Below are 18,508 nucleotides of genomic sequence, written 5' to 3' on the forward strand. Positions count from 1 at the left end.
CACGGTGAGCCGCCGCTTTTTTTGCGGGTGGGATGGCTTACGCCGGCAGGGTGCTTTCGCCCGTCAGGAAGGTGTCGATGGCGCGGGCGGCCTGACGGCCTTCGCGGATCGCCCAGACCACGAGCGACTGGCCGCGGCGCATGTCGCCCGCCACGAAAACCTTCTCGTTCGAGGTCCTGTAGCTCTTGTCGTCGGCAACCACGTTGCTGCGCCGGTCCAGCGCGACGCCGGACTGTTCGAGAAGGCCCTCTTTCACCGATCCTGCAAAGCCGATGGCGATGAAGACGAGGTCGGCCTTGATGGTGAATTCCGTGCCAGGAATGGGCTGGCGCTTCTCGTCCACGCGGGCGCATTGCACGCCCGTCACGCGGCCCTTCTTGCCCTCCAGCCCGAGCGTCGCCGCCTGGAACTCGCGTTCCGCGCCTTCCGCCTGGGACGAGGACGTGCGCATCTTCGTTGGCCAATAGGGCCACACGGTCAGCTTGTCTTCCCGCTCCGGGGGCTTGGGGCGGATGTCGAGCTGCGTCACGGAGAGCGCGCCCTGGCGGAACGCGGTTCCGACGCAGTCGGAGGCCGTGTCGCCGCCGCCGATGACGACCACGTGCTTGCCGTTCGCGAGGATCGGCTCGTCGAGAACCTCTTCGCCGCCCACACGCCTGTTGGACTGGGTGAGATAGGGCATTGCGTAATGCACGCCGGCGAGATCCTGGCCGGGCAGGTTCGGGTTGCGCGGATCCTCCGCGCCGCCTGCCAGCAGCACCGCGTCGTATTCGTTGTGCAGCGAGGCGAAGGTCTTGTTCACGCCCACATTGACGCCGCAATGGAAGGTGACGCCTTCGGCCTCCATCTGCTTCACGCGCCGGTCGATGTGGTACTTCTCCATCTTGAAGTCCGGGATGCCGTAGCGCAGCAGGCCGCCGGGCTTCGCCTCGCGCTCGTACACATGGACTTCATGGCCCGCGCGGGCGAGCTGCTGTGCGGCGGCGAGGCCCGCCGGACCCGAGCCGACGATGGCGACGCGCTTGCCCGTCATGACGGCGGCCGGCTCAGGCTTGATCCAGCCCATCTCCCAGGCCTTGTCGGCGATGGCCTGCTCGATGGTCTTGATCGTGACCGGCTGGTTTTCGAGGTTGAGCGTGCACGCCTCCTCGCAGGGAGCCGGGCAGATGCGGCCCGTGAATTCCGGGAAGTTGTTGGTGGTGTGGAGGTTGGCCGCCGCCTCCTCCCAGTCGCCCTGCCAGACCAGATCGTTCCAGTCGGGAATCTGGTTGTGCACCGGACATCCCGTCGGTCCGTGACAGAACGGGATGCCGCAATCCATGCAGCGCCCCGCCTGCTTCTTGAGGTCGCTGTCGTCGAGCGGCAGCGTGAACTCGCGGAAGTGGCGGATGCGTTCTCCGGCGAGCTGATACTTCTGCTCTTGCCGGTCGTATTCGAGAAAGCCTGTGACCTTGCCCATGATCTTGCTCTTCCAATCCTTATTCCGCGGCCTGCAGGTTCCGGAGACGATCCATCTCCTGGAGCGCACGGCGATATTCGACCGGCATGACCTTCACGAACTTGGTGCGGTAGGTCGTCCAGTTGTCGAGGATCTCCTTCGCGCGCGTCGAGCCCGTATAGGTGTGATGGTTGGTGATGAGCTGCATGAGGCGCTCTTCGTCCGGGCCCGACATATTGGCCATGATGTCGATGCGGCCCTTGGTCTCCAGGTCGCCGCCATGGTGATGGAGGCGGCGCATGAGGTCCTCCTCCTCCTCGACGGGTTCCAGATCGACCATGGAGAGGTTGCAGCGCTTGGAGAAAGAACCGTCCTCGTCGAGCACATAGGCGATGCCGCCCGACATGCCCGCCGCGAAGTTGCGGCCGGTCTGTCCCAGCACGACCACGAGGCCGCCCGTCATGTATTCGCAGCCGTGATCGCCGGTTCCTTCCACCACCGCGATGGCGCCCGAGTTGCGCACGGCGAAACGCTCGCCCGCCACGCCGCGGAAATAGGCCTCGCCCGCAATCGCGCCGTACATCACGGTGTTGCCGACGATGATCGAGCGCTCAGGCTGGGCCTTGGAGCCCGGTGACGGCCTGATGATGATCTTGCCGCCCGACAGGCCCTTGCCGACATAGTCGTTCGCCTCGCCTTCGAGATTCAGCGTCACGCCGGCGGCGAGCCACGCGCCGAAGCTCTGGCCGGCTGTGCCCTTGAGCTTCACGGTGATCGTGTCGTCCGGCAGCCCTTCGTGGCCGTAGCGCCTGGCGACCTCGCCGGAGAGCATGGCGCCGACCGTGCGGTCGGAGCTGCGCACCCGCGACTCGATGGTCACGGCTTCGCCCTTTTCGAGGGCGGGCTGCGCCTGAGCGATGAACTCGCGGTCGAGCACGTTCGCGATCGGGTGAACCTGGCGCTCCTGGTGACGGATCGCCACGTCCGGACCCGCATCCGGCTTGTGAAAGAGCTTCGCGAAGTCGAGGCCCTTCGCCTTCCAGTGGGTGACGGCTGCGTTCTTGTCGAGAAGGTCGGACTGGCCGATCATCTCGTCGATGGTGGTAAAGCCCATCTCCGCCATCAGCTCGCGCACTTCCTCGGCGACGAAGAAGAAGTAGTTGATGACATGCTCCGGCAGACCCTTGAAGCGCTTGCGTAGGACTGGGTCCTGCGTGGCGACGCCGACGGGGCAGGTGTTGAGGTGGCACTTGCGCATCATGATGCAGCCTGCCGCGATGAGCGGCGCGGTCGAGAAGCCGTATTCGTCGGCGCCGAGCAAGGCTGCGATGACCACGTCGCGGCCGGTGCGAAGGCCGCCATCGGCCTGAAGGGCCACGCGGCCGCGCAGGCGGTTGAGCACGAGGGTCTGCTGCGTTTCGGCAAGGCCGATTTCCCACGGCGAGCCCGCATGCTTGAGCGAGGTGAGGGGAGAGGCGCCCGTGCCGCCCTCGAAGCCGGAAATGGTGATGTGATCGGCGCGCGCCTTGGCGACGCCTGCCGCCACCGTACCGACTCCCACTTCCGCGACGAGCTTCACGGAGACGTCGGCCGCCGGGTTCACGTTCTTCAGATCGAAGATCAGCTGCGCGAGATCCTCGATGGAGTAGATGTCGTGATGGGGCGGCGGAGAGATGAGGCCGACGCCGGGCGTCGAGTGGCGCACGCGGGCGATCTTGGCATCGACCTTGTGGCCGGGAAGCTGCCCGCCTTCGCCGGGCTTCGCGCCCTGCGCGACCTTGATCTGCACCATGTCGGCATTGACGAGGTATTCCGTCGTCACGCCGAAGCGGCCCGAGGCCACCTGCTTGATGGCGGAGCGCTTCGACTGGCCGTTCGGCAGAACGCGGAACCGCTCCGGCTCCTCGCCGCCCTCGCCGGTGTTCGACTTGCCGCCGATGGCGTTCATGGCGAGCGCCAGCGTTTCATGGGCTTCCTTGGAGATCGAGCCGTAGGACATGGCGCCCGTGGAGAAACGCTTTACGATCTCCTGCGCGGGCTCGACCGCGCTCAGCGGAACCGGCGCGCGTCCCGTCTCTTCCGCCTTCTTGATGCGGAAGAGACCGCGAATGGTCTTGAGCTCGTTGTCCTGCTCGTTCACGAGGCGCGCATATTCGCGATAGCGGTCCTGCGCGTTGAGGCGCACGGCATGCTGGAGGGTTGCGACCGTGTCCGGGTTCCAGGCATGAACCTCGCCGCGCTGGCGAAAGGCGTATTCGCCGCCCACATCGAGCGCGTTGCGGTAGATCGGCGCGTCGCCGAAGGCGTCGCGGTGGCGGCGCACGTTCTCTTCCGCCACTTCGTCCATGCCGATGCCTTCGATGGACGTCGCGGTGCCGAAGAAGTCGCGCGCCACGAACTCGGATTTGAGGCCGACCGCGTCGAAGATCTGCGCGCCGCAATAGGATTGGTAGGTGGAGATGCCCATCTTGGACATCACCTTGAGCAGGCCCTTGCCGATGGACTTGATGTAGCGCTTGACCGCCTCATCCGCGTCCACCTCCTCGGGCAGCTCGCCCTTCGCATGCATGTCCGCGATGGTTTCGAAGGCGAGATACGGATTGATGGCTTCCGCGCCGTAGCCGGCAAGGCAGGCGAAGTGATGAATCTCGCGCGGCTCGCCGGATTCGAGCACGAGGCCGACCGAGGTGCGAAGGCCTTTTCGGATGAGGTAGTTATGGACGGCCGCGGTGGCGAGCAGCGCCGGGATCGGGATGCGGTCCGGCCCCACCATGCGGTCGGAGAGAATGATGATGTTGTAGCCGCCGTGCACCGCCGCTTCCGCGCGGTCGCAGAGACGGTCGAGAGCCCCGTCGAGAGCGGGAGCGCCGAGTTCCGCCGGATAGGTGATGTCGAGGGTCTTCGTGTCGAAGCGATCCTCGAAATGCCCGATGCAGCGGATCTTTTCCAGATCCTCGTTGGTGAGGATCGGCTGGCGCACCTCGAGGCGCTTGCGGCGCGAGGTGCCTTCGAGATCGAGGATGTTCGGGCGCGGGCCGATGAACGACACGAGGCTCATGACGAGTTCCTCGCGGATCGGGTCGATCGGCGGGTTCGTCACCTGCGCGAAGTTCTGCTTGAAGTAGGTGTAGAGCAGCTTCGGCTTGTCGGAGAGCGCTGAGATCGGCGTGTCGGTGCCCATGGAGCCGACGGCCTCCTGGCCCGTCACGGCCATGGGCTGCATGAGGAGCTTGAGGTCCTCCGTCGTGTAGCCGAAGGCCTGCTGACGGTCGAGGAGCGACACGTCGGTGCGCGACTCGCGCGCCTGCACGGGCTTGAGATCCTCCAGCACGATCTGCGTGCGCTTCAGCCATTCCTTGTAGGGATGCGCCTGGGAGAGCTGCTGCTTGATCTCGTCGTCGGAGACGATGCGGCCCTCCTCGAGATCGATGAGGAGCATCTTGCCCGGCTGGAGGCGCCACTTCTCCACGATCTTCTCTTCCGGGATCGGCAGAACGCCCATCTCGGAGGCGAGGACCACGAGGCCGTCATCGGTGACGAGGTAGCGCGCGGGGCGCAGGCCGTTGCGGTCGAGGGTCGCGCCGATCTGCCTGCCGTCGGTGAAGCACACGGCGGCGGGACCGTCCCACGGCTCCATGAGAGCGGCGTGGTACTCGTAGAAGGCGCGCCGGTCCTCGTCCATGAGCGGGTTACCCGCCCAGGCTTCGGGGATCAGCATCATCATCGCGTGCGACAGCGAATAGCCGCCGCGCACCAGGAATTCGAGCGCGTTGTCGAAGCAGGCCGTATCGGACTGGCCTTCGTAAGAAATCGGCCAGAGCTTCGAGATGTCGTTGCCGAAGAGTTCCGAATCGACGGAAGCCTGCCGCGCCGCCATCCAGTTCACGTTGCCGCGCAGCGTGTTGATCTCGCCGTTATGCGCGACCATGCGGTAGGGATGCGCCAGCTGCCAGGTTGGGAAGGTGTTGGTGGCGAAGCGCTGGTGCACCAGCGCGAGAGCGCTCTCGAAGCGCGGGTCCTGGAGGTCGAGGTAATAGTCACGCAGCTGCGTGACGAGCACCATGCCCTTGTAGACGATGGTGCGCGAGGAGAGGCTCACCGGATAATAGCCGGCGGTGCGCTCGTCCTTCATGTCGTAGACGGCGTTTGAGATGACCTTGCGGGCGATGAACAGGCGGCGCTCGAAGGTCTCGGCGTCCTCCATTCCCTTGCCCTTGCCGATGAAGATCTGGCGGTGCAGGGGCTCGGTGGCCTTCACGCTCTCGCCGAGATCGCTGGAATCGACGGGCACCTCGCGCCAGCCGAGAACCTGCAGGCCCTCGTCCGCGATCGCCTTGGCGACGATCTCCTCGACGAGCCTGAAGCCCTCCGGGTCGCGGGGCATGAACAGGTGGCCGACGCCGTACTGGCCCGCCTCCGGCAGCCAGATGCCGAGCTTGGCGCATTCGGCGGCGAAGAACTTGTGCGGGATCTGGACGAGAATGCCGCAGCCGTCGCCCATCTTGGGGTCGGCGCCCACCGCGCCGCGATGGTCGAGATTCTTGAGGATCTGGAGACCCTGCTCGACGATTTCGTGCGACTTGCGGTTCTTCATGTCGGCAATGAAGCCGACGCCGCAGGAATCCTGCTCGTTGGACGGATCGTAGAGGCCCTGCGCCGGAGGAAGCCCCGGATCGCGCACGGCCCGTGGATCCGTTTTGACGGCCGTGCGGCTCGGGACCTTCGCTTCCAGTCTCTTCATCGGCACGTCGTTCATATCAGATCCTCACATCCGAACGTCTTCAAGGTTCTTCGAGGCGGTTTTTCGGGCCGCCGGATGATAAGGAGATCGTCCGGAATGCCCGCCGCTTCAGGGGGTCGTCGAGGGGTGGGTCCGGCAGGGGAGCCCGCACCTCGCGGGCATCCTTCAGGCTGTCTTCAGCCCAGAGTCGCCCGTTCCGCCCACGTTTTGCGGGCGGCTTTCGTGGTATCTCGTTTCGTTCGCGTCTGGCGAAGCATCAAGAAAGCCTCAGGGCGGAAAGAAGGGGCGCAGGCACCCCAAAAGGGACAGCATCACTGTCCTAATGCTTCCAACGTGCCAGACTTCATTGCAGGGCACAAGAGGGTTTGGAAAAATTTTAGACAAAAGTTACAAGCCGGGGTTCCGGGGTGTAACAAAAGAAACTTTTCAGCCCCTGGCGTGAAAGTCTGCTCCGATGGGTCAATGATCTTGACATGTCGGCTCCAGTGGGGAGGGTGCGCGTCCGAGGAGACGACGGATGAACTTTGCGAGCGACAATATCGTAGGGGCCAGCGGCCCGGTGCTGCAGGCCATCGTGGAGGCCAATGCCGGGGCCATGGCCGCCTATGGCAACGACGAGATTTCGGTCCGTGTCAGGGCGCGTTTCGCCGAGCTTTTCGAGCGCGAGGTCTTCGTGTTCTTCGCCGCGACCGGCACGGCCGCCAATGCGCTGGCCCTGTCCTCGGCCGTTCCGCCCTATGGCCTCTGCGTCTGCCACCGGGAGGCCCACATCATCGACGACGAGTGCGGCGCGCCGGAATTCTTCATGCACGGGGCGAAGCTCGCGGGCCTGCCGGGCGTCGGCGCGAAGCTGAGGGCCGAGGACGTCGATGCCTACCTCAAGGGCCTGCCCAAGGCGGTGAAGCAGATGCCGCCGAAGGCGCTTTCGATTTCGCAGGTGAGCGAAGGCGGGCTGGTCTACGGCCTCGACGAACTGGCGGCTCTGGGCCGCGTCTGCCGTGCGCACGGCCTGTCCTTCCACATGGATGGGGCGCGCTTCGCCAATGCCCTCGTGGCGCTGGGCTGCACCCCGGCCGAGATGACCTGGAAGCAGGGCGTCGACATCCTCTCCTTCGGCGCGACGAAAAACGGCGGGCTCATGGCCGAGGCCATCGTGGTGTTCAAGCCCGAACTGGCGGAGGCGCTCGACTACCGCGCGAAGCGCGCCGGCCAGATCATCTCCAAGAGCCGTCTCATAGCGGCCCAGTTCGAGGGCTATTTCGCGGCGGATCACTGGCTCGACAACGCCCGCCACGCCAACCGCATGGCCGCGCTTCTTTCCGAGGGGCTCGCGCGGCTGCCCGGCGTGCGCCTCGCCTGGCCGACCGAGGCCAACGAGGTGTTCCCCATCATCCCGCAAGCCCTCGACCGGGCCCTGAAGGCCGCGGGCCTCCACTACCATTCCTGGACGGAGCTGAGTCTGCCGGAGACCGAGACGATCGGGAAGGACGAGGTGCTGATCCGCCTCGTCGCCTCTTGGGCGACGGGCGAGGACGAGGTGCGCAGGTTCCTGGAGATCGCCTCTTCGGAGGTATCGCGGCAGGCCGCCGAGTGATTGCCCTAACCCTGCCGCATTCACCCGCGATGGAAGATCCCAGAGACCCTTGACCGGCGGGGACCTCCAACCCCGGCGGAACGGACCAGGATCGAAAACAAAAAAGCGCCCCGGCCAAACCGGGGCGCTCTTCGTTTGGGGCTTTGGGAAATCTCAGGCCGCTCTGCTGGCCTCGATGGCTCGGGCGCCGTTCGCCGAAATCGGAATCAGCTTCGGCTTCTTGGCTTCGGGGATCTCGCGCACGAGATCGAGATGGAGCAGGCCGTTCTCGAGGGTCGCGCCTGCCACCTGCACGCCGTCGGCGAGCTGGAAGCGCCGGTCGAAGCTGCGGGCGGCGATGCCCTGATAGAGAACGTCGGCCTTGCGCTCCTCCAAAGGCTTGCGCTCACCGCGGACGGAAAGGGTGTTTTCCTTCACCTCGATGGTCAGATCGCGATCGGTGAAGCCGGCCACCGCGATGGAGATGCGATAGGCATTCTCTCCGGTGCGCTCGATGTTGTAGGGCGGGTAGCTCGGGGCCGCATCGACGCCGACCATCTGGTCGAGCATCGAGAAGAGACGGTCGAAGCCGACCGTGTTGCGGTACAGGGGAGCAAGATCAAACTGTCGCATGGCATATCCTCCGCTTGAAGCGACATGCATTGTCGAAGAATCCACCGTCTGAGGCTGGATCCGGATCGCGTGCCGCCACCACGGCCGGCACTCTCTCGAGGTGGGAATAGATGCGGTTGCTTTCAAGAGGGCCGTTCCTTAAGCCTTGCAGGCACGATAAAAGCTTTCCGGTTTTTTGAGTTGGACCCCGCCGTGGAATTCATCGTCACCCCCGACAATCCCGTGCCCGGCGAGCCCACGCTGGTCGATGTGACCACCCGCGACGGCATCGTGCTTCGGGCCGCCTATTGGATGCCCGAGACGGAGGAGCCGCAGGGGACGATCTGCCTCATCCAGGGCAGGGCGGAATTCATCGAGAAATACTTCGAGGTGGTGGGTGAGCTCCTGGACCGGGGCTTCGCCGTCGTCGCCTTCGATTGGCGGGGGCAGGGACTCTCGGGGCGGCAGGTCGGCAATGCCCGCAAGGGCTATGTCCGGCGCTTTTCCGACTTCCGCCACGACCTGGAGGCGGTCCGCGATCAGATCCTTGTGCCGCGCATGCCCGAGCCGCATTTCGGCCTCGCCCATTCCATGGGCGGCGCCATCGCCCTCAATGCGGCCTATGAGAGCTGGCTGCCTTTCCGGCGCCTCGTGGTCACGACGCCGATGATTGCGTTGAGCCTCGTCAAGCGCACCCGCCTGGTGGCGATTCTGATGCGAATCCTGCGCCTGTTCGGGATGGGCAAGATGTTCGTGCCCGGCGGCGGCGAGACGTCCATCTCCACCCTGCCGTTCAAGGGCAACCGGCTCACGACCGACCGCGTCCGCTATGCCCGCAACGCCGAGGCCGCCCACGCCATCGGCGCCGGCGCCATCGGCGCGCCGACGGTCGCCTGGCTCGACGGCGCGTTCCGCTTCATGAAGCGCTTCGCCGATCCGCGCTATGCCATCAGGATCCGCCTGCCCACGCTCATCGTGGCGGCCGGGGAGGATCCGGTCTGTGCGACCCCGGCGATCGAACGCTTCGCCTCGCGGCTCAAGGCGGGCAGCGTCATCGTGCTCCCGGGAGCCCGGCATGAGATCCTCATGGAGCGGGACGCGATCCGCGAGCAGTTCTGGGCCGCTTTCGACGCATTCATTCCAGGCACGCCCGATCCGGTCGTGCCTGCGAAGGGCGATCTCGCGGAAGCGGGTTAGCGGCTGAGCAGCTCGACGGCGGCGGCGTGGACCCGGCGGTCGCCCGCAGCGACGATGCGCCCGCCCTCGGCGGCTGAGCCGCCGTCCCAGGACGTCACGATGCCGCCCGCGCCTTCGATGATCGGGATCAGGGGCGCGATGTCGTAGGGCTTGAGGCCCGACTCGACCACGAGGTCGATATGGCCCGCGGCCAGCATGCAATAGGCATAGCAATCGCAGCCGTAGCGGGCGAGGCGGGCCACGCTCTCCACCCGGTCATAGGCGCGCAGCTCGTCGCCCGCGAAGAGCCGGGGGCTCGTGGTGGAGATCACCGCGTCCTTCAGGGAGGCGCAGCGGCGAACCTTGAGCTTGCGCTCGCCGCCGGGGCCCCGATAGGTCGCGCTGCCCCCGTCGCCAAAGAACCGCTCGCCGGTGAAGGGCTGGTGCATCATGCCGAAGACCGGCTGCTTCTTGTAGGTCAGGCCGATGAGAGTGCCCCAGGTGGGCAGGCCGGCGATGAAGGCGCGGGTGCCGTCGATGGGGTCGAGAACCCAGACGTAATCCGCATCCGGCCGCTCGTCGCCGTATTCCTCGCCGATGATGCCGTGGGTGGGGAAGCTGCGCTTGATGAGGTGGCGCATGGTCGCCTCGCTCGCCCTGTCGGCCTCCGTCACCGGATCGAAGGCGCCGCCGCGCGATTTGTCGTCCGTGGCGATGGCGGTGCGGAAGAAGGGAAGAATCGCCTGGCCGGACTGGGTTGCGAGCTCGTTGACGAAATGCGTGAAGTCGATGAGCCCCATGGCCTGAGAATCCCCTGAAAGACGAATGCAGGCGACCTTGGCCCGCCGTGGATCTGCTTTTATCAAGCGCTTGGCCCGCGGCAAGAGCGCTGCGGTGTCCTGGAGAAATGGCCGCCATGAATCCTGCAAGGCCCGCCGCCCGCCGCGCCGAAACCGCCCTGTTCCTGATCGCGGCGCTCGTCTCGATCTATGCGGTCAGCCAGTTCCTGCGCAATTCCGTCGGCGTGATCGCCAACGATCTCGCCCGGGAGCTGTCCCTTTCGGCGACCCAGACGGGCCTTCTCTCGAGCGCCTTCTTCCTCGCCTTCGCGGCGGTGCAGATCCCCATCGGCATCCTCATCGACCGCTACGGCCCGAAACGCACCATGCTGGGGACGGCGGTGCTGACGGTGCTGGGCACGGTCCTTTTCGCGCTCGCTCCCTCGGCCTCCCTGCTGATCGCCGCGCGGGCGCTGATGGGGCTCGGCTGCTCTACCTTCTTCATGGCGCCGCTCGTGATCTATGCCCGACGCTTCCCGCCGGAGCGCTTTGCCGGGCTCACCAGCCTGCAGATGGGGCTCGCCAATATCGGGACCCTGGCGGCCACGGCGCCGCTCGCCGCCTCGGCCGCCGCCTTCGGCTGGCGGGCCTCTTTCCTTGCCGTGGCCGCCCTGACGGTCGTCATCGCGCTCGCCATCGTCATGGCCGTGCCGGGGGATGACGGCTCCGGAAAGCCAAAGGAGACCTGGGGCGCGGCCTTTCGCGGCGTGGCCGCCGCCCTGAAGATGCCCTCCTTCTGGCCCGTCTTCTTCATGCACCTGACCACCTATGGATGCTTCGCTTCCGTGATCGGGCTCTGGGCCGGGCCCTGGCTGTCGGATGTCCATGGTGCCGACTTCGCCGCGAGGGGGCGCATTCTCCTCCTCGGCGCGACGGCGCAGATCGCCGGCATGCTGATCTGGGGGGCGATGGACCGGTTCTGGGGCAGCTACAAGAAGCCCGTGCTCATCGGCAGCACGGTGACGATCCTGCTTCTCTCCGTCCTGGTTCTCGTGCCGCTCGACCGCACCTGGGCGACCCTATGGTTCATCCCCTTCGGTTTCTTTGTCGCCTATACGCCCATCCTGACCAGCCATGGAAAATCGCTGTTCCCGTCCGCCATTACCGGCCGTGGCATCACGCTCATGAACATCGGCACCATGGGAGGGGCCTTTCTCTCCCAGAGCGTGACGGGAATGCTGATCGATCTCGTGGGGCGCTCCGAGCAGGGCCTGTACCGTCCCGAGGGCTATCGCCTCGTCTTTGCGGCCCTGGCGGCATGGCTGCTGCTCAGCTTGTTATTTTATGTCAAAGCCATCGACCCGCATCCGAGCAGATATGCAAATAAAGCATGACCTGCGGCGAAATTTCAGTTGCAATTTGTGCGCTGCGGCGTAATTATTGCAGTGCGATATGGCGATGGCGTCGCCTTGTCGTAGCCCTTCTTGGGCGTTTCCTCCCTAAACTTCGGGCCGCTGGAGACAGTGGCCTTTTTCTTTTTCCGGCTCTTCCTTCCGTTTGCGATGTCGAGGCTTACTCCGCCGCGATGGGCCGCGTGACCAGCTCCCCCTCGATATCCGCGATCACCTGGGCGAAAGCCTCGATCAGGTCGTCGGCCAGCACCGGGAAGGCAGGTTTCTTCTGCATGCTGCGCTCGTCCATGTAGAGTGCGCGGTTGAGTTCGATCTGCAGCGCATGCCGGCCCAGGGCCGGTTCGCCGTAATGCTCGGTGATGAAGCCGCCCGCATAGGGCTTGTTGCGCACCACCGTATAGCCGCGCCCTCTCAGGGCCGCCTCCACCAGGTCGACCAGCAGCGTGGAGCAGCTCGTTCCGTAACGGTCTCCCAGCACGATGTCGGCCTTGATGCCGTCGTCCCGGCCCACGCTGGAGGAGGGCATGGAATGGCAGTCGATCAGGATGGCATGGCCGAACACCTGGGCCGTGCGGCGCACCAGCTGGCGCAGGGTCCGGTGATAGGGTTTGTAGAGCCACTCGATCCGGTGCAGGGCCTCTTCCACCGGCAGGCGCGAATGATAGATCTCCTGGCCGTCGGCCACGATGCGCGGAATGGTGCCGAGGCCCCCTGCGACGCGCATGGAACGGGTATTCGCGAAGGAGGGCAGGCGCCCGTCGAACATGCGCGAGTCGAGTTCGTAGGGCTCCCGGTTCAGGTCGAGATAGGCCCGCGGGAAATGCGCCGTCATCAAGGGGGCGCCCAGGCTCCTCACCGCGGCGAAGAGCTCGTCCACGAAGGCGTCCTCGGACCGTCTCAGGGCGATGGCGTCGAGCCGGGATCCGGCCAGGAACGAGGCCGGATAGACGGCTCCTGCATGCGGCACGTTGAAGACGAAGGGGATCGTCTGCGTCTCGGGCTCGCTGACGGTGAAGGGAGGATCGAACTCGTCGACGATGGCTGGCCGCATCGGGGAATGAACTTGACTATGCTGGAAGGAAACCGGTCTTCAAGCTAGTGTAAGGCACGGCCGCCGCCTGTCCATGACAATATCCCGGCAAGGCTGCGGCCTTCTTTCACGGCTTGTTTACTCCCCCTCCGGCATGAAGGTGGCAAAGACCCATTCGCCACGATTCGGGGCTGGCAGCCGATGAAGATCCTTCTCGCCGAAGACGACAACGACATGCGCCGCTTCCTTGTGAAGGCGCTGGAGAACGCGGGCTACGACGTCGCCTCGTTCGACAACGGCCTTTCGGCCTATAACCGCCTGCGCGAGGAGCCGTTCGAGCTTCTCCTGACGGATATCGTCATGCCTGAGATGGACGGCATCGAGCTGGCCCGCCGGGCCACCGAGCTCGATCCGGACATCAAGGTCATGTTCATCACGGGTTTCGCCGCCGTCGCGCTCAACCCGGATTCCCAGGCCCCGCGGGATGCGAAGGTCCTGTCGAAGCCGTTCCACCTGCGCGACCTGGTGACCGAGGTCGATAAATTGATGGCGGCCTAAAAAAGGCCCGCCGCAAGGCTTGCGCCCGGGCCCGCTTGTGGGTATATCGCCCCCACAGTCGAGACGGGACGTCAAAAATCACCGTTTCCCGGGCGCGTAGCTCAGCGGGAGAGCACTACGTTGACATCGTAGGGGTCGCTGGTTCGATCCCAGCCGCGCCCACCATTTTCTTTTTTCCGGCCTTCCCGAAGGGCCGCAGGAGACCGGATATGAAGATCCGTAACTCGTTGAAGTCGATCCGCGGCCGTCACCGCGACAACCAGCTGGTGCGTCGCAAGGGCCGGGTCTACATCATCAACAAGACCCAGAAGCGCTACAAGGCTCGCCAGGGCTAAGGGCGTCGTCCGGGGAGGGCCTGCTCTTCCCCGAAGCGATGCGACCCTCAGGAGCCGATGCGGCAAGCCCGCACACGCTTTTATGAATTGACCGCGCATGCCGGGATCCTAAAATCCCGGCATGCGCTTTTTTGCGTCCCTGCTGATCCTGATCTTGAGCCTCGCGGCCCTTCCGCTGGCAGCGCAGGAGGCTGCGCGCCCCAAGGATGCGAAGGGGCGGGGCCAAGCGCCTCAGGAGCGGTCGCGCGCGATCACGCTGGATGACCTGTTCGACCGTCTCGGCAAGGCCCAGTCCGAGCGGGAGGCCGAGGGCATCGCGTCCCTGATCGAGCGGCGCTTTTCCCGGTCCGGCTCCGATACGGCGGACCTGCTCCTGAGCCGGGCGGGCGAAGCCTATGGAAAGAAGGATTTTCCCCTGGCCGTCGAGCTGATCGACCGGGTGCTCGCGCTCCAGCCCAACTGGGCGGAGGCCTGGTACAAGCGCGCCACGGTGTTCTACCAACTCGACGATCCGGTCTCCGCCATGGCCGACCTTCAGCGGGCCTTGAAGATCGAGCCGCGCCACTTCAACGCCTGGACGGGCCTCGGCCATATCCTGATGGCCTCCGACGACAAGGCGCGGGCGCTGGAGGCCTATCGCCGGGTGCTCCAGATCAATCCTCAGATGTCGGACGTCAAGACGATCGTGACCCGGCTCGCGCCCGAGGTTGACGGCCAGGAGCTCTGATCCCAGGTTGCGGGGATGAACCTGCTCCTCGCCCTTGCGGCCCCTGTCCTTTTCCTGCTCCTGGGCGCCGCCTTCACAGCCCTCTACGCCTGGATCGCCGCGCGGCGCTTCCCGCCGACCGGGCGGTTTCTCGACATCGAGGATTGCAGGCTTCACTACCGGGAGGAGGGGCCTCGGGAGACGCCGCCGCGAGGAACCATCGTCCTCCTGCACGGCGCCACGTCCAATCTCGTCGAATCCATGCTTGGGCTCGGGACGGCCCTGTCCCGTCATTACCGCGTGATCGCCGTCGACCGGCCCGGACATGGCTGGAGCGAGCGTCCCCGGACCCTTGCCGCCGCCGAGCCTGCGCGGCAGGCGGCGCTCATCGCCTCCGCCTTGCGGCGGCTTAATGTGCGCAACGCCGTCGTCGTGGGGCATTCCTGGTCGGGAACCCTCGTGCCGCATTTCGCCCTCGACCACACGGATGTGGCCGGCGCGGTCGTGGTGCTGGCGGGTATCACGTCTCCCTGGCCGGGAGGCTATATCGGCTGGTATCGCCGCCTGATGGCGTCCTGGGCCGGCTGGCTTCTCATCCGCACCCTGGCCGTGCCGGTCCTTCTCGTGCTCCGGCCCTGGATGAAGAGAAAGACCTTCCGGCCCCAGCCGCCTCCGCCCGGCATCGTCACGAAGGGCTTCATCCCTCTCGCCTTCCGGCCGCGGGCCTATGAGGCCAACATGCTGGATTTTGCGGTCATGTACCACGCTGTCCTGCGCCAGAGCGCGCGCTACCGGGACATCCGGCTTCCGGCTCTGGTGATCGCGGGAGACAGCGACGAGATCGTCTGGACCGATCTCCACAGCCGCTCCTTCGCCCGCGAGGTGCCGGGCGCGGAGCTCGTCCTGATGCCCGGCATCGGCCACATGCCGCAATATGCCGATCAGGCGGCGGTTCTCGCCGCCATCGAGGCCCTGGCCGAACGGATCGCGCCGGCCAGGGCGGAGGCCGCTCAGGCCTGAGCGGCGTGCTCCTGGTTGACGAAGGCGATGCGCACCATGTTGGTGGCGCCTGGCGTACCGAATGGCACGCCCGCCACGATGATGATGCGGTCGCCGATGGCCGAATAGCCCTCGCGCACCGCGAACTTGCAGGCGCGGAACGCCATGTCGTCGATGTCGCTGGCGTCCTTGGTCCTGATCGGATGCACGCCCCAGACAAGGGCGAGCCGTCTGGCCGTATCCTGGCTCGGGGTCAGCGCGACCACCGTCGAGTTCGGGCGCTCGCGGGCGATGCGGAAGGCGGTCGAGCCCGACGACGTCCAGGCTGCAATGGTCTTGAGGTTGAGCGTGTCGGCGATCTGGTGCGCGCCCGCCGCGATGGCGTCCGATCCGGTCGCTTCCGGCTCGGTGTTCAGAGTGCGCATGATCGACCAGTAGTTCTGGTCCTGCTCCACTTCCTCCGCAATCCGGCTCATGGTGGCCACCGCGTCGACCGGATACTGGCCGGAGGCGCTCTCGGCCGAGAGCATCACCGCATCGGCGCCGTCGAAGACGGCGGTCGCCACGTCGGAAACCTCGGCGCGTGTCGGCACCGGAGAGGTGATCATGGATTCCAGCATCTGGGTGGCGACGACCACGGGCTTGCCGAGGCGGCGGGCTGTGCGGACGATCCGCTTCTGGATGCCGGGCACCTTTTCAAGGGGCATCTCCACGCCCAGATCGCCGCGCGCGACCATGACCGCGTCGGAAATCTCCATGATCTCGTCGAGGCGCGTGATGGCCTGGGGCTTTTCGAGCTTGGCCATCACGAGCGCCCGGCCGCGGGCCACCTTCTTCACCTCGGCCACGTCCTCGGGGCGCTGCACGAAGGAAAGCGCGATCCAGTCCACGCCCGCATCGAGCGCCGCTTCGAGGTCCGAGCGGTCCTTGTCCGTCATGGCCGCGACGGGAATCACCGTGTCCGGCAGGCTCACGCCCTTGCGGTTGGAGATCTTGCCGGCGACCTCCACGGAGGTGGTGGCCGAGCCGGGCTTCACGCTCTTCACCCGCAGGCGCAGCTTGCCGTCATCGATCAGGACCGTGTGGCCGGGCTCGAGCGAGGAGAGGATTTCCGGATGGGGCAGGTGCACGCGCTCGGCGTTGCCGGGGGCCGTGTCCGCATCGAGAGTGAAATTCTGGCCCTTCTCCAGCATGGCGCTGTCGCCCGCGAAGGCGCCCACGCGCAGCTTCGGGCCCTGGAGATCGGCCAGGATGGCGATAGGCCGCTTGAACTTGGCCTCGACCGCGCGGATCATCGCCACGCGCTCCTTCAGCTTCTCGCGCGGCAGATGGCTCATGTTGAGGCGGAAGACGTCGGCGCCGGCCTCGAACAGTTTGGCGATCATCTCGGGGTTCTCGGAGGCAGGCCCCAAGGTTGCTAGAATCTTCGTGCGCCTTTCGCGTCTCATCGTTATGGCCCCCCTGGGCGGTTCGTTTCGGTCAGCTGGATGGTCCAGCTTTTCTGTTCACCCGTATCGACTTCGAAGAAGCCGCTGCGATCGAAGCCTCTGGCGAGGCAATCTTCCGTTCCCCGGATCGTGAATTCACGCTCGCGCGTGCACATGAAGGAGCGCCCGCTCCATTCGCCGCCCCGGTCGTAATCGATGGCGTAGATGTAATAGAAGCGGCCGGCGAGCTGGCCCTTCAGAAGGGTCTCGCAGGCGCGGGCGGTGAGGTTCCACCAGCCTTCCGTCACCCATCCTTGCGCGTCCCGGTAGCCCAGCGCGACGCCGACGCGGCTCGAGGTCATGTTGCACAGGCGCAGGTCCGCCTTCGCGGGCGAGGCGGCGAGAAAACATGCGCTCAGGATGAACGTCGCGAGTGCAAGGCTTCGCCGCCAGCGAGGGGACGGTGTGAGAAAAGCGGCCTTCATGGATGCGGTATGATCGAATCGAAAGGAATGAAATCGCACAATGCCGTGAGAACTGTGTCGAATCGTTGTCGGCCAGAAGCGCCGCTAGGGCAAGACCCGATGACGCGGGCACTATAAAATTTGCCGGCTATGCGTGTGCTTTCACACAATCTGGGAGGCGTCCCGCTGTCTTTGCTCTCCGTTTGGAGAGGAGCTATCCCGCCCCGGTCTCCGTTCTGGGGCGCGCCACCCAGATGCCGAAGAGAATCAGCGCGCCGCCGAGGCTCTGGACAGGGGTCAGCGCCTCGCCGAGGATCGCCCATCCGAACAGGGCGGCCGCGATCGCCTCCAGGAAGATCACCAGCGACGAGAAGACCGCTGGCAGGCGGCCGAGCGCGATGGAGAGAAGCCCCTGGCCTCCCGCATGGCTCACGTAGGACATGGCGAGCAGGGCAGCGATTCCCTGCCCCGTCTGCGGGATCACCCGCGTGTCGAAGAGGAGCGCGACGACGAGGAGGATGGCCGAGGTGATCAGCCCGGCCTCGAACGTGACCCGCGCCGCGCCTGCCGTTTTCCGCGCCCGGCTCGCGGCCAGGAAATACATGCCGAAGAAGAAGGCCGTCGCGACGCCGTAGAGATCGCCGAGGATGCGGCCGGGATTCGCCTGAAGGCTCTGCCCGATCAAGGCAGCGCCGCCGAGAAGGCAGAGGGCGAGGCCGAGAAAGGTCCCGCGCGACACCCGCTGCCGCAGCACGAGCCAGACGACCAGCACCACGAAGAGCGGGGCCATGGTGGCGAAGAACGTGGCGTTGGCCACCGTCGTCTTGAGGATCGCCAGGTGCCAGAAGAAGAGATCCCCGGCGAAAACGATCCCGGCCACGATGCTGGCCTTGGAGAAAGGGATCTTCGGCGCGTCGGCGGTGGCGCGCTTCTCCTCGATCCGCATCCAGGCATAGAGCAGGGGTAGGCAGAGCGAGACGCGCCAGAAGGCGCTGGCGAAAGGCCCCACATCGGCAGGCGTTCCCGCCATGTCGGCGGACGCGAAGCGCACGAAGATCGGGGAAATCCCCATGGCCACGGCACCCAGGCAAAGCGCGGCAAAAGCGGAGGCGAAGCCTGTCTCGGGACGGGCCGTGGCGGAAAGGGAGGGCATGAAGCGTCTTGAAGATCTGTTGCGCGCAACGTCGCGTTGTCAGGTTCGAGGGCGCAGGGTAAGGCTTTTCCTCCGCCGTTCAATCCATCGTTGCCGAAAAACCGT

General features: G+C 65.8%; 15 protein-coding genes and 1 tRNA gene. 8 read left to right on the top strand and 8 right to left on the bottom strand.

Annotated features, from left to right (window positions below):
• Window positions 1-37: 37 nt before the first annotated feature.
• Window positions 38-1,459 (bottom strand): glutamate synthase subunit beta, encoded by a 1,422-nt coding sequence (locus tag L879_RS0112560; RefSeq protein WP_027316412.1) that lies wholly within the window; start codon window positions 1,457-1,459, stop codon window positions 38-40.
• Window positions 1,460-1,478: 19 nt separating this feature from the next.
• On the bottom strand, window positions 1,479-6,179 hold the full coding sequence (gene gltB, locus L879_RS0112565; protein WP_051435302.1) for a glutamate synthase large subunit: 4,701 nt from the start codon (window positions 6,177-6,179) through the stop codon (window positions 1,479-1,481).
• A 517-nt stretch (window positions 6,180-6,696) separates the two neighbouring features.
• Between gltB and L879_RS0112570 the strand changes: the two genes are divergently transcribed.
• Complete coding sequence (locus L879_RS0112570; protein ID WP_027316414.1) at window positions 6,697-7,773, top strand: threonine aldolase family protein; 1,077 nt, start codon at window positions 6,697-6,699, stop codon at window positions 7,771-7,773.
• 153 nt (window positions 7,774-7,926) lie between these two features.
• Here L879_RS0112570 and L879_RS0112575 read toward each other — a convergent pair whose 3' ends face one another.
• Window positions 7,927-8,385, bottom strand: coding sequence for an Hsp20 family protein (locus tag L879_RS0112575; RefSeq protein ID WP_027316415.1), 459 nt, complete (start codon window positions 8,383-8,385; stop codon window positions 7,927-7,929).
• A 192-nt stretch (window positions 8,386-8,577) separates the two neighbouring features.
• Here L879_RS0112575 and L879_RS0112580 point away from each other — a divergent pair, with 192 nt between their 5' ends.
• Window positions 8,578-9,561, top strand: a complete 984-nt coding sequence (locus L879_RS0112580) for an alpha/beta hydrolase (protein WP_035459562.1) — start codon at window positions 8,578-8,580, stop codon at window positions 9,559-9,561.
• On the opposite strand, the gene hisN is transcribed toward L879_RS0112580, so the two are convergent.
• Window positions 9,558-10,340, bottom strand: a complete 783-nt coding sequence (gene hisN, locus L879_RS0112585) for a histidinol-phosphatase (RefSeq protein ID WP_027316417.1) — start codon at window positions 10,338-10,340, stop codon at window positions 9,558-9,560. The genes L879_RS0112580 and hisN overlap by 4 nt on opposite strands.
• Window positions 10,341-10,456: 116 nt before the next feature.
• Between hisN and L879_RS0112590 the strand changes: the two genes are divergently transcribed.
• Window positions 10,457-11,713, top strand: coding sequence for an MFS transporter (locus L879_RS0112590; protein WP_027316418.1), 1,257 nt, complete (start codon window positions 10,457-10,459; stop codon window positions 11,711-11,713).
• Between the two features lie 178 nt (window positions 11,714-11,891).
• Here the strand turns inward: L879_RS0112590 and L879_RS0112595 are convergent, their stop codons facing one another.
• Window positions 11,892-12,782 (bottom strand): N-formylglutamate amidohydrolase, encoded by an 891-nt coding sequence (locus tag L879_RS0112595; RefSeq protein ID WP_027316419.1) that lies wholly within the window; start codon window positions 12,780-12,782, stop codon window positions 11,892-11,894.
• Between the two features lie 180 nt (window positions 12,783-12,962).
• Between L879_RS0112595 and cpdR the strand changes: the two genes are divergently transcribed.
• The 5 genes from cpdR (at window position 12,963) to L879_RS21560 (ending at window position 15,380) form a co-directional block, all read left to right on the top strand.
• Window positions 12,963-13,319 carry a cell cycle two-component system response regulator CpdR gene (gene cpdR, locus L879_RS0112600; protein ID WP_027316420.1) on the top strand — a complete coding sequence of 119 codons (357 nt, stop codon included), beginning with the start codon at window positions 12,963-12,965 and terminating at the stop codon, window positions 13,317-13,319.
• 90 nt (window positions 13,320-13,409) lie between these two features.
• Window positions 13,410-13,484, top strand: a tRNA-Val gene (locus L879_RS0112605).
• Between the two features lie 44 nt (window positions 13,485-13,528).
• On the top strand, window positions 13,529-13,654 hold the full coding sequence (ykgO, locus tag L879_RS0112610) for a type B 50S ribosomal protein L36 (protein WP_009763379.1): 126 nt from the start codon (window positions 13,529-13,531) through the stop codon (window positions 13,652-13,654).
• 121 nt (window positions 13,655-13,775) lie between these two features.
• Window positions 13,776-14,381: a tetratricopeptide repeat protein gene (locus L879_RS0112615; protein ID WP_027316421.1), complete on the top strand. Its 606-nt coding sequence runs from the start codon at window positions 13,776-13,778 to the stop codon at window positions 14,379-14,381.
• 15 nt (window positions 14,382-14,396) lie between these two features.
• A complete protein-coding gene (locus L879_RS21560) occupies window positions 14,397-15,380 on the top strand; it encodes an alpha/beta fold hydrolase (protein ID WP_051435284.1) in 984 nt (327 codons plus the stop codon).
• Here the strand turns inward: L879_RS21560 and pyk are convergent.
• From pyk to L879_RS0112635, 3 genes are all read right to left on the bottom strand, one after another.
• Window positions 15,371-16,807, bottom strand: coding sequence for a pyruvate kinase (gene pyk, locus L879_RS0112625; protein WP_027316422.1), 1,437 nt, complete (start codon window positions 16,805-16,807; stop codon window positions 15,371-15,373). The genes L879_RS21560 and pyk overlap by 10 nt on opposite strands.
• A gap of 2 nt (window positions 16,808-16,809) precedes the next feature.
• The gene (locus L879_RS21565; protein WP_027316423.1) at window positions 16,810-17,271 is read right to left on the bottom strand and encodes a DUF1036 domain-containing protein; all 462 of its coding nucleotides are present in this window, start codon (window positions 17,269-17,271) and stop codon (window positions 16,810-16,812) included.
• Window positions 17,272-17,464: 193 nt separating this feature from the next.
• Window positions 17,465-18,403, bottom strand: coding sequence for a DMT family transporter (locus L879_RS0112635; protein ID WP_027316424.1), 939 nt, complete (start codon window positions 18,401-18,403; stop codon window positions 17,465-17,467).
• Window positions 18,404-18,508: the final 105 nt, after the last annotated feature.

The organism is Microvirga flocculans ATCC BAA-817, assembly GCF_000518665.1.
Lineage (GTDB): Bacteria > Pseudomonadota > Alphaproteobacteria > Rhizobiales > Beijerinckiaceae > Microvirga > Microvirga flocculans.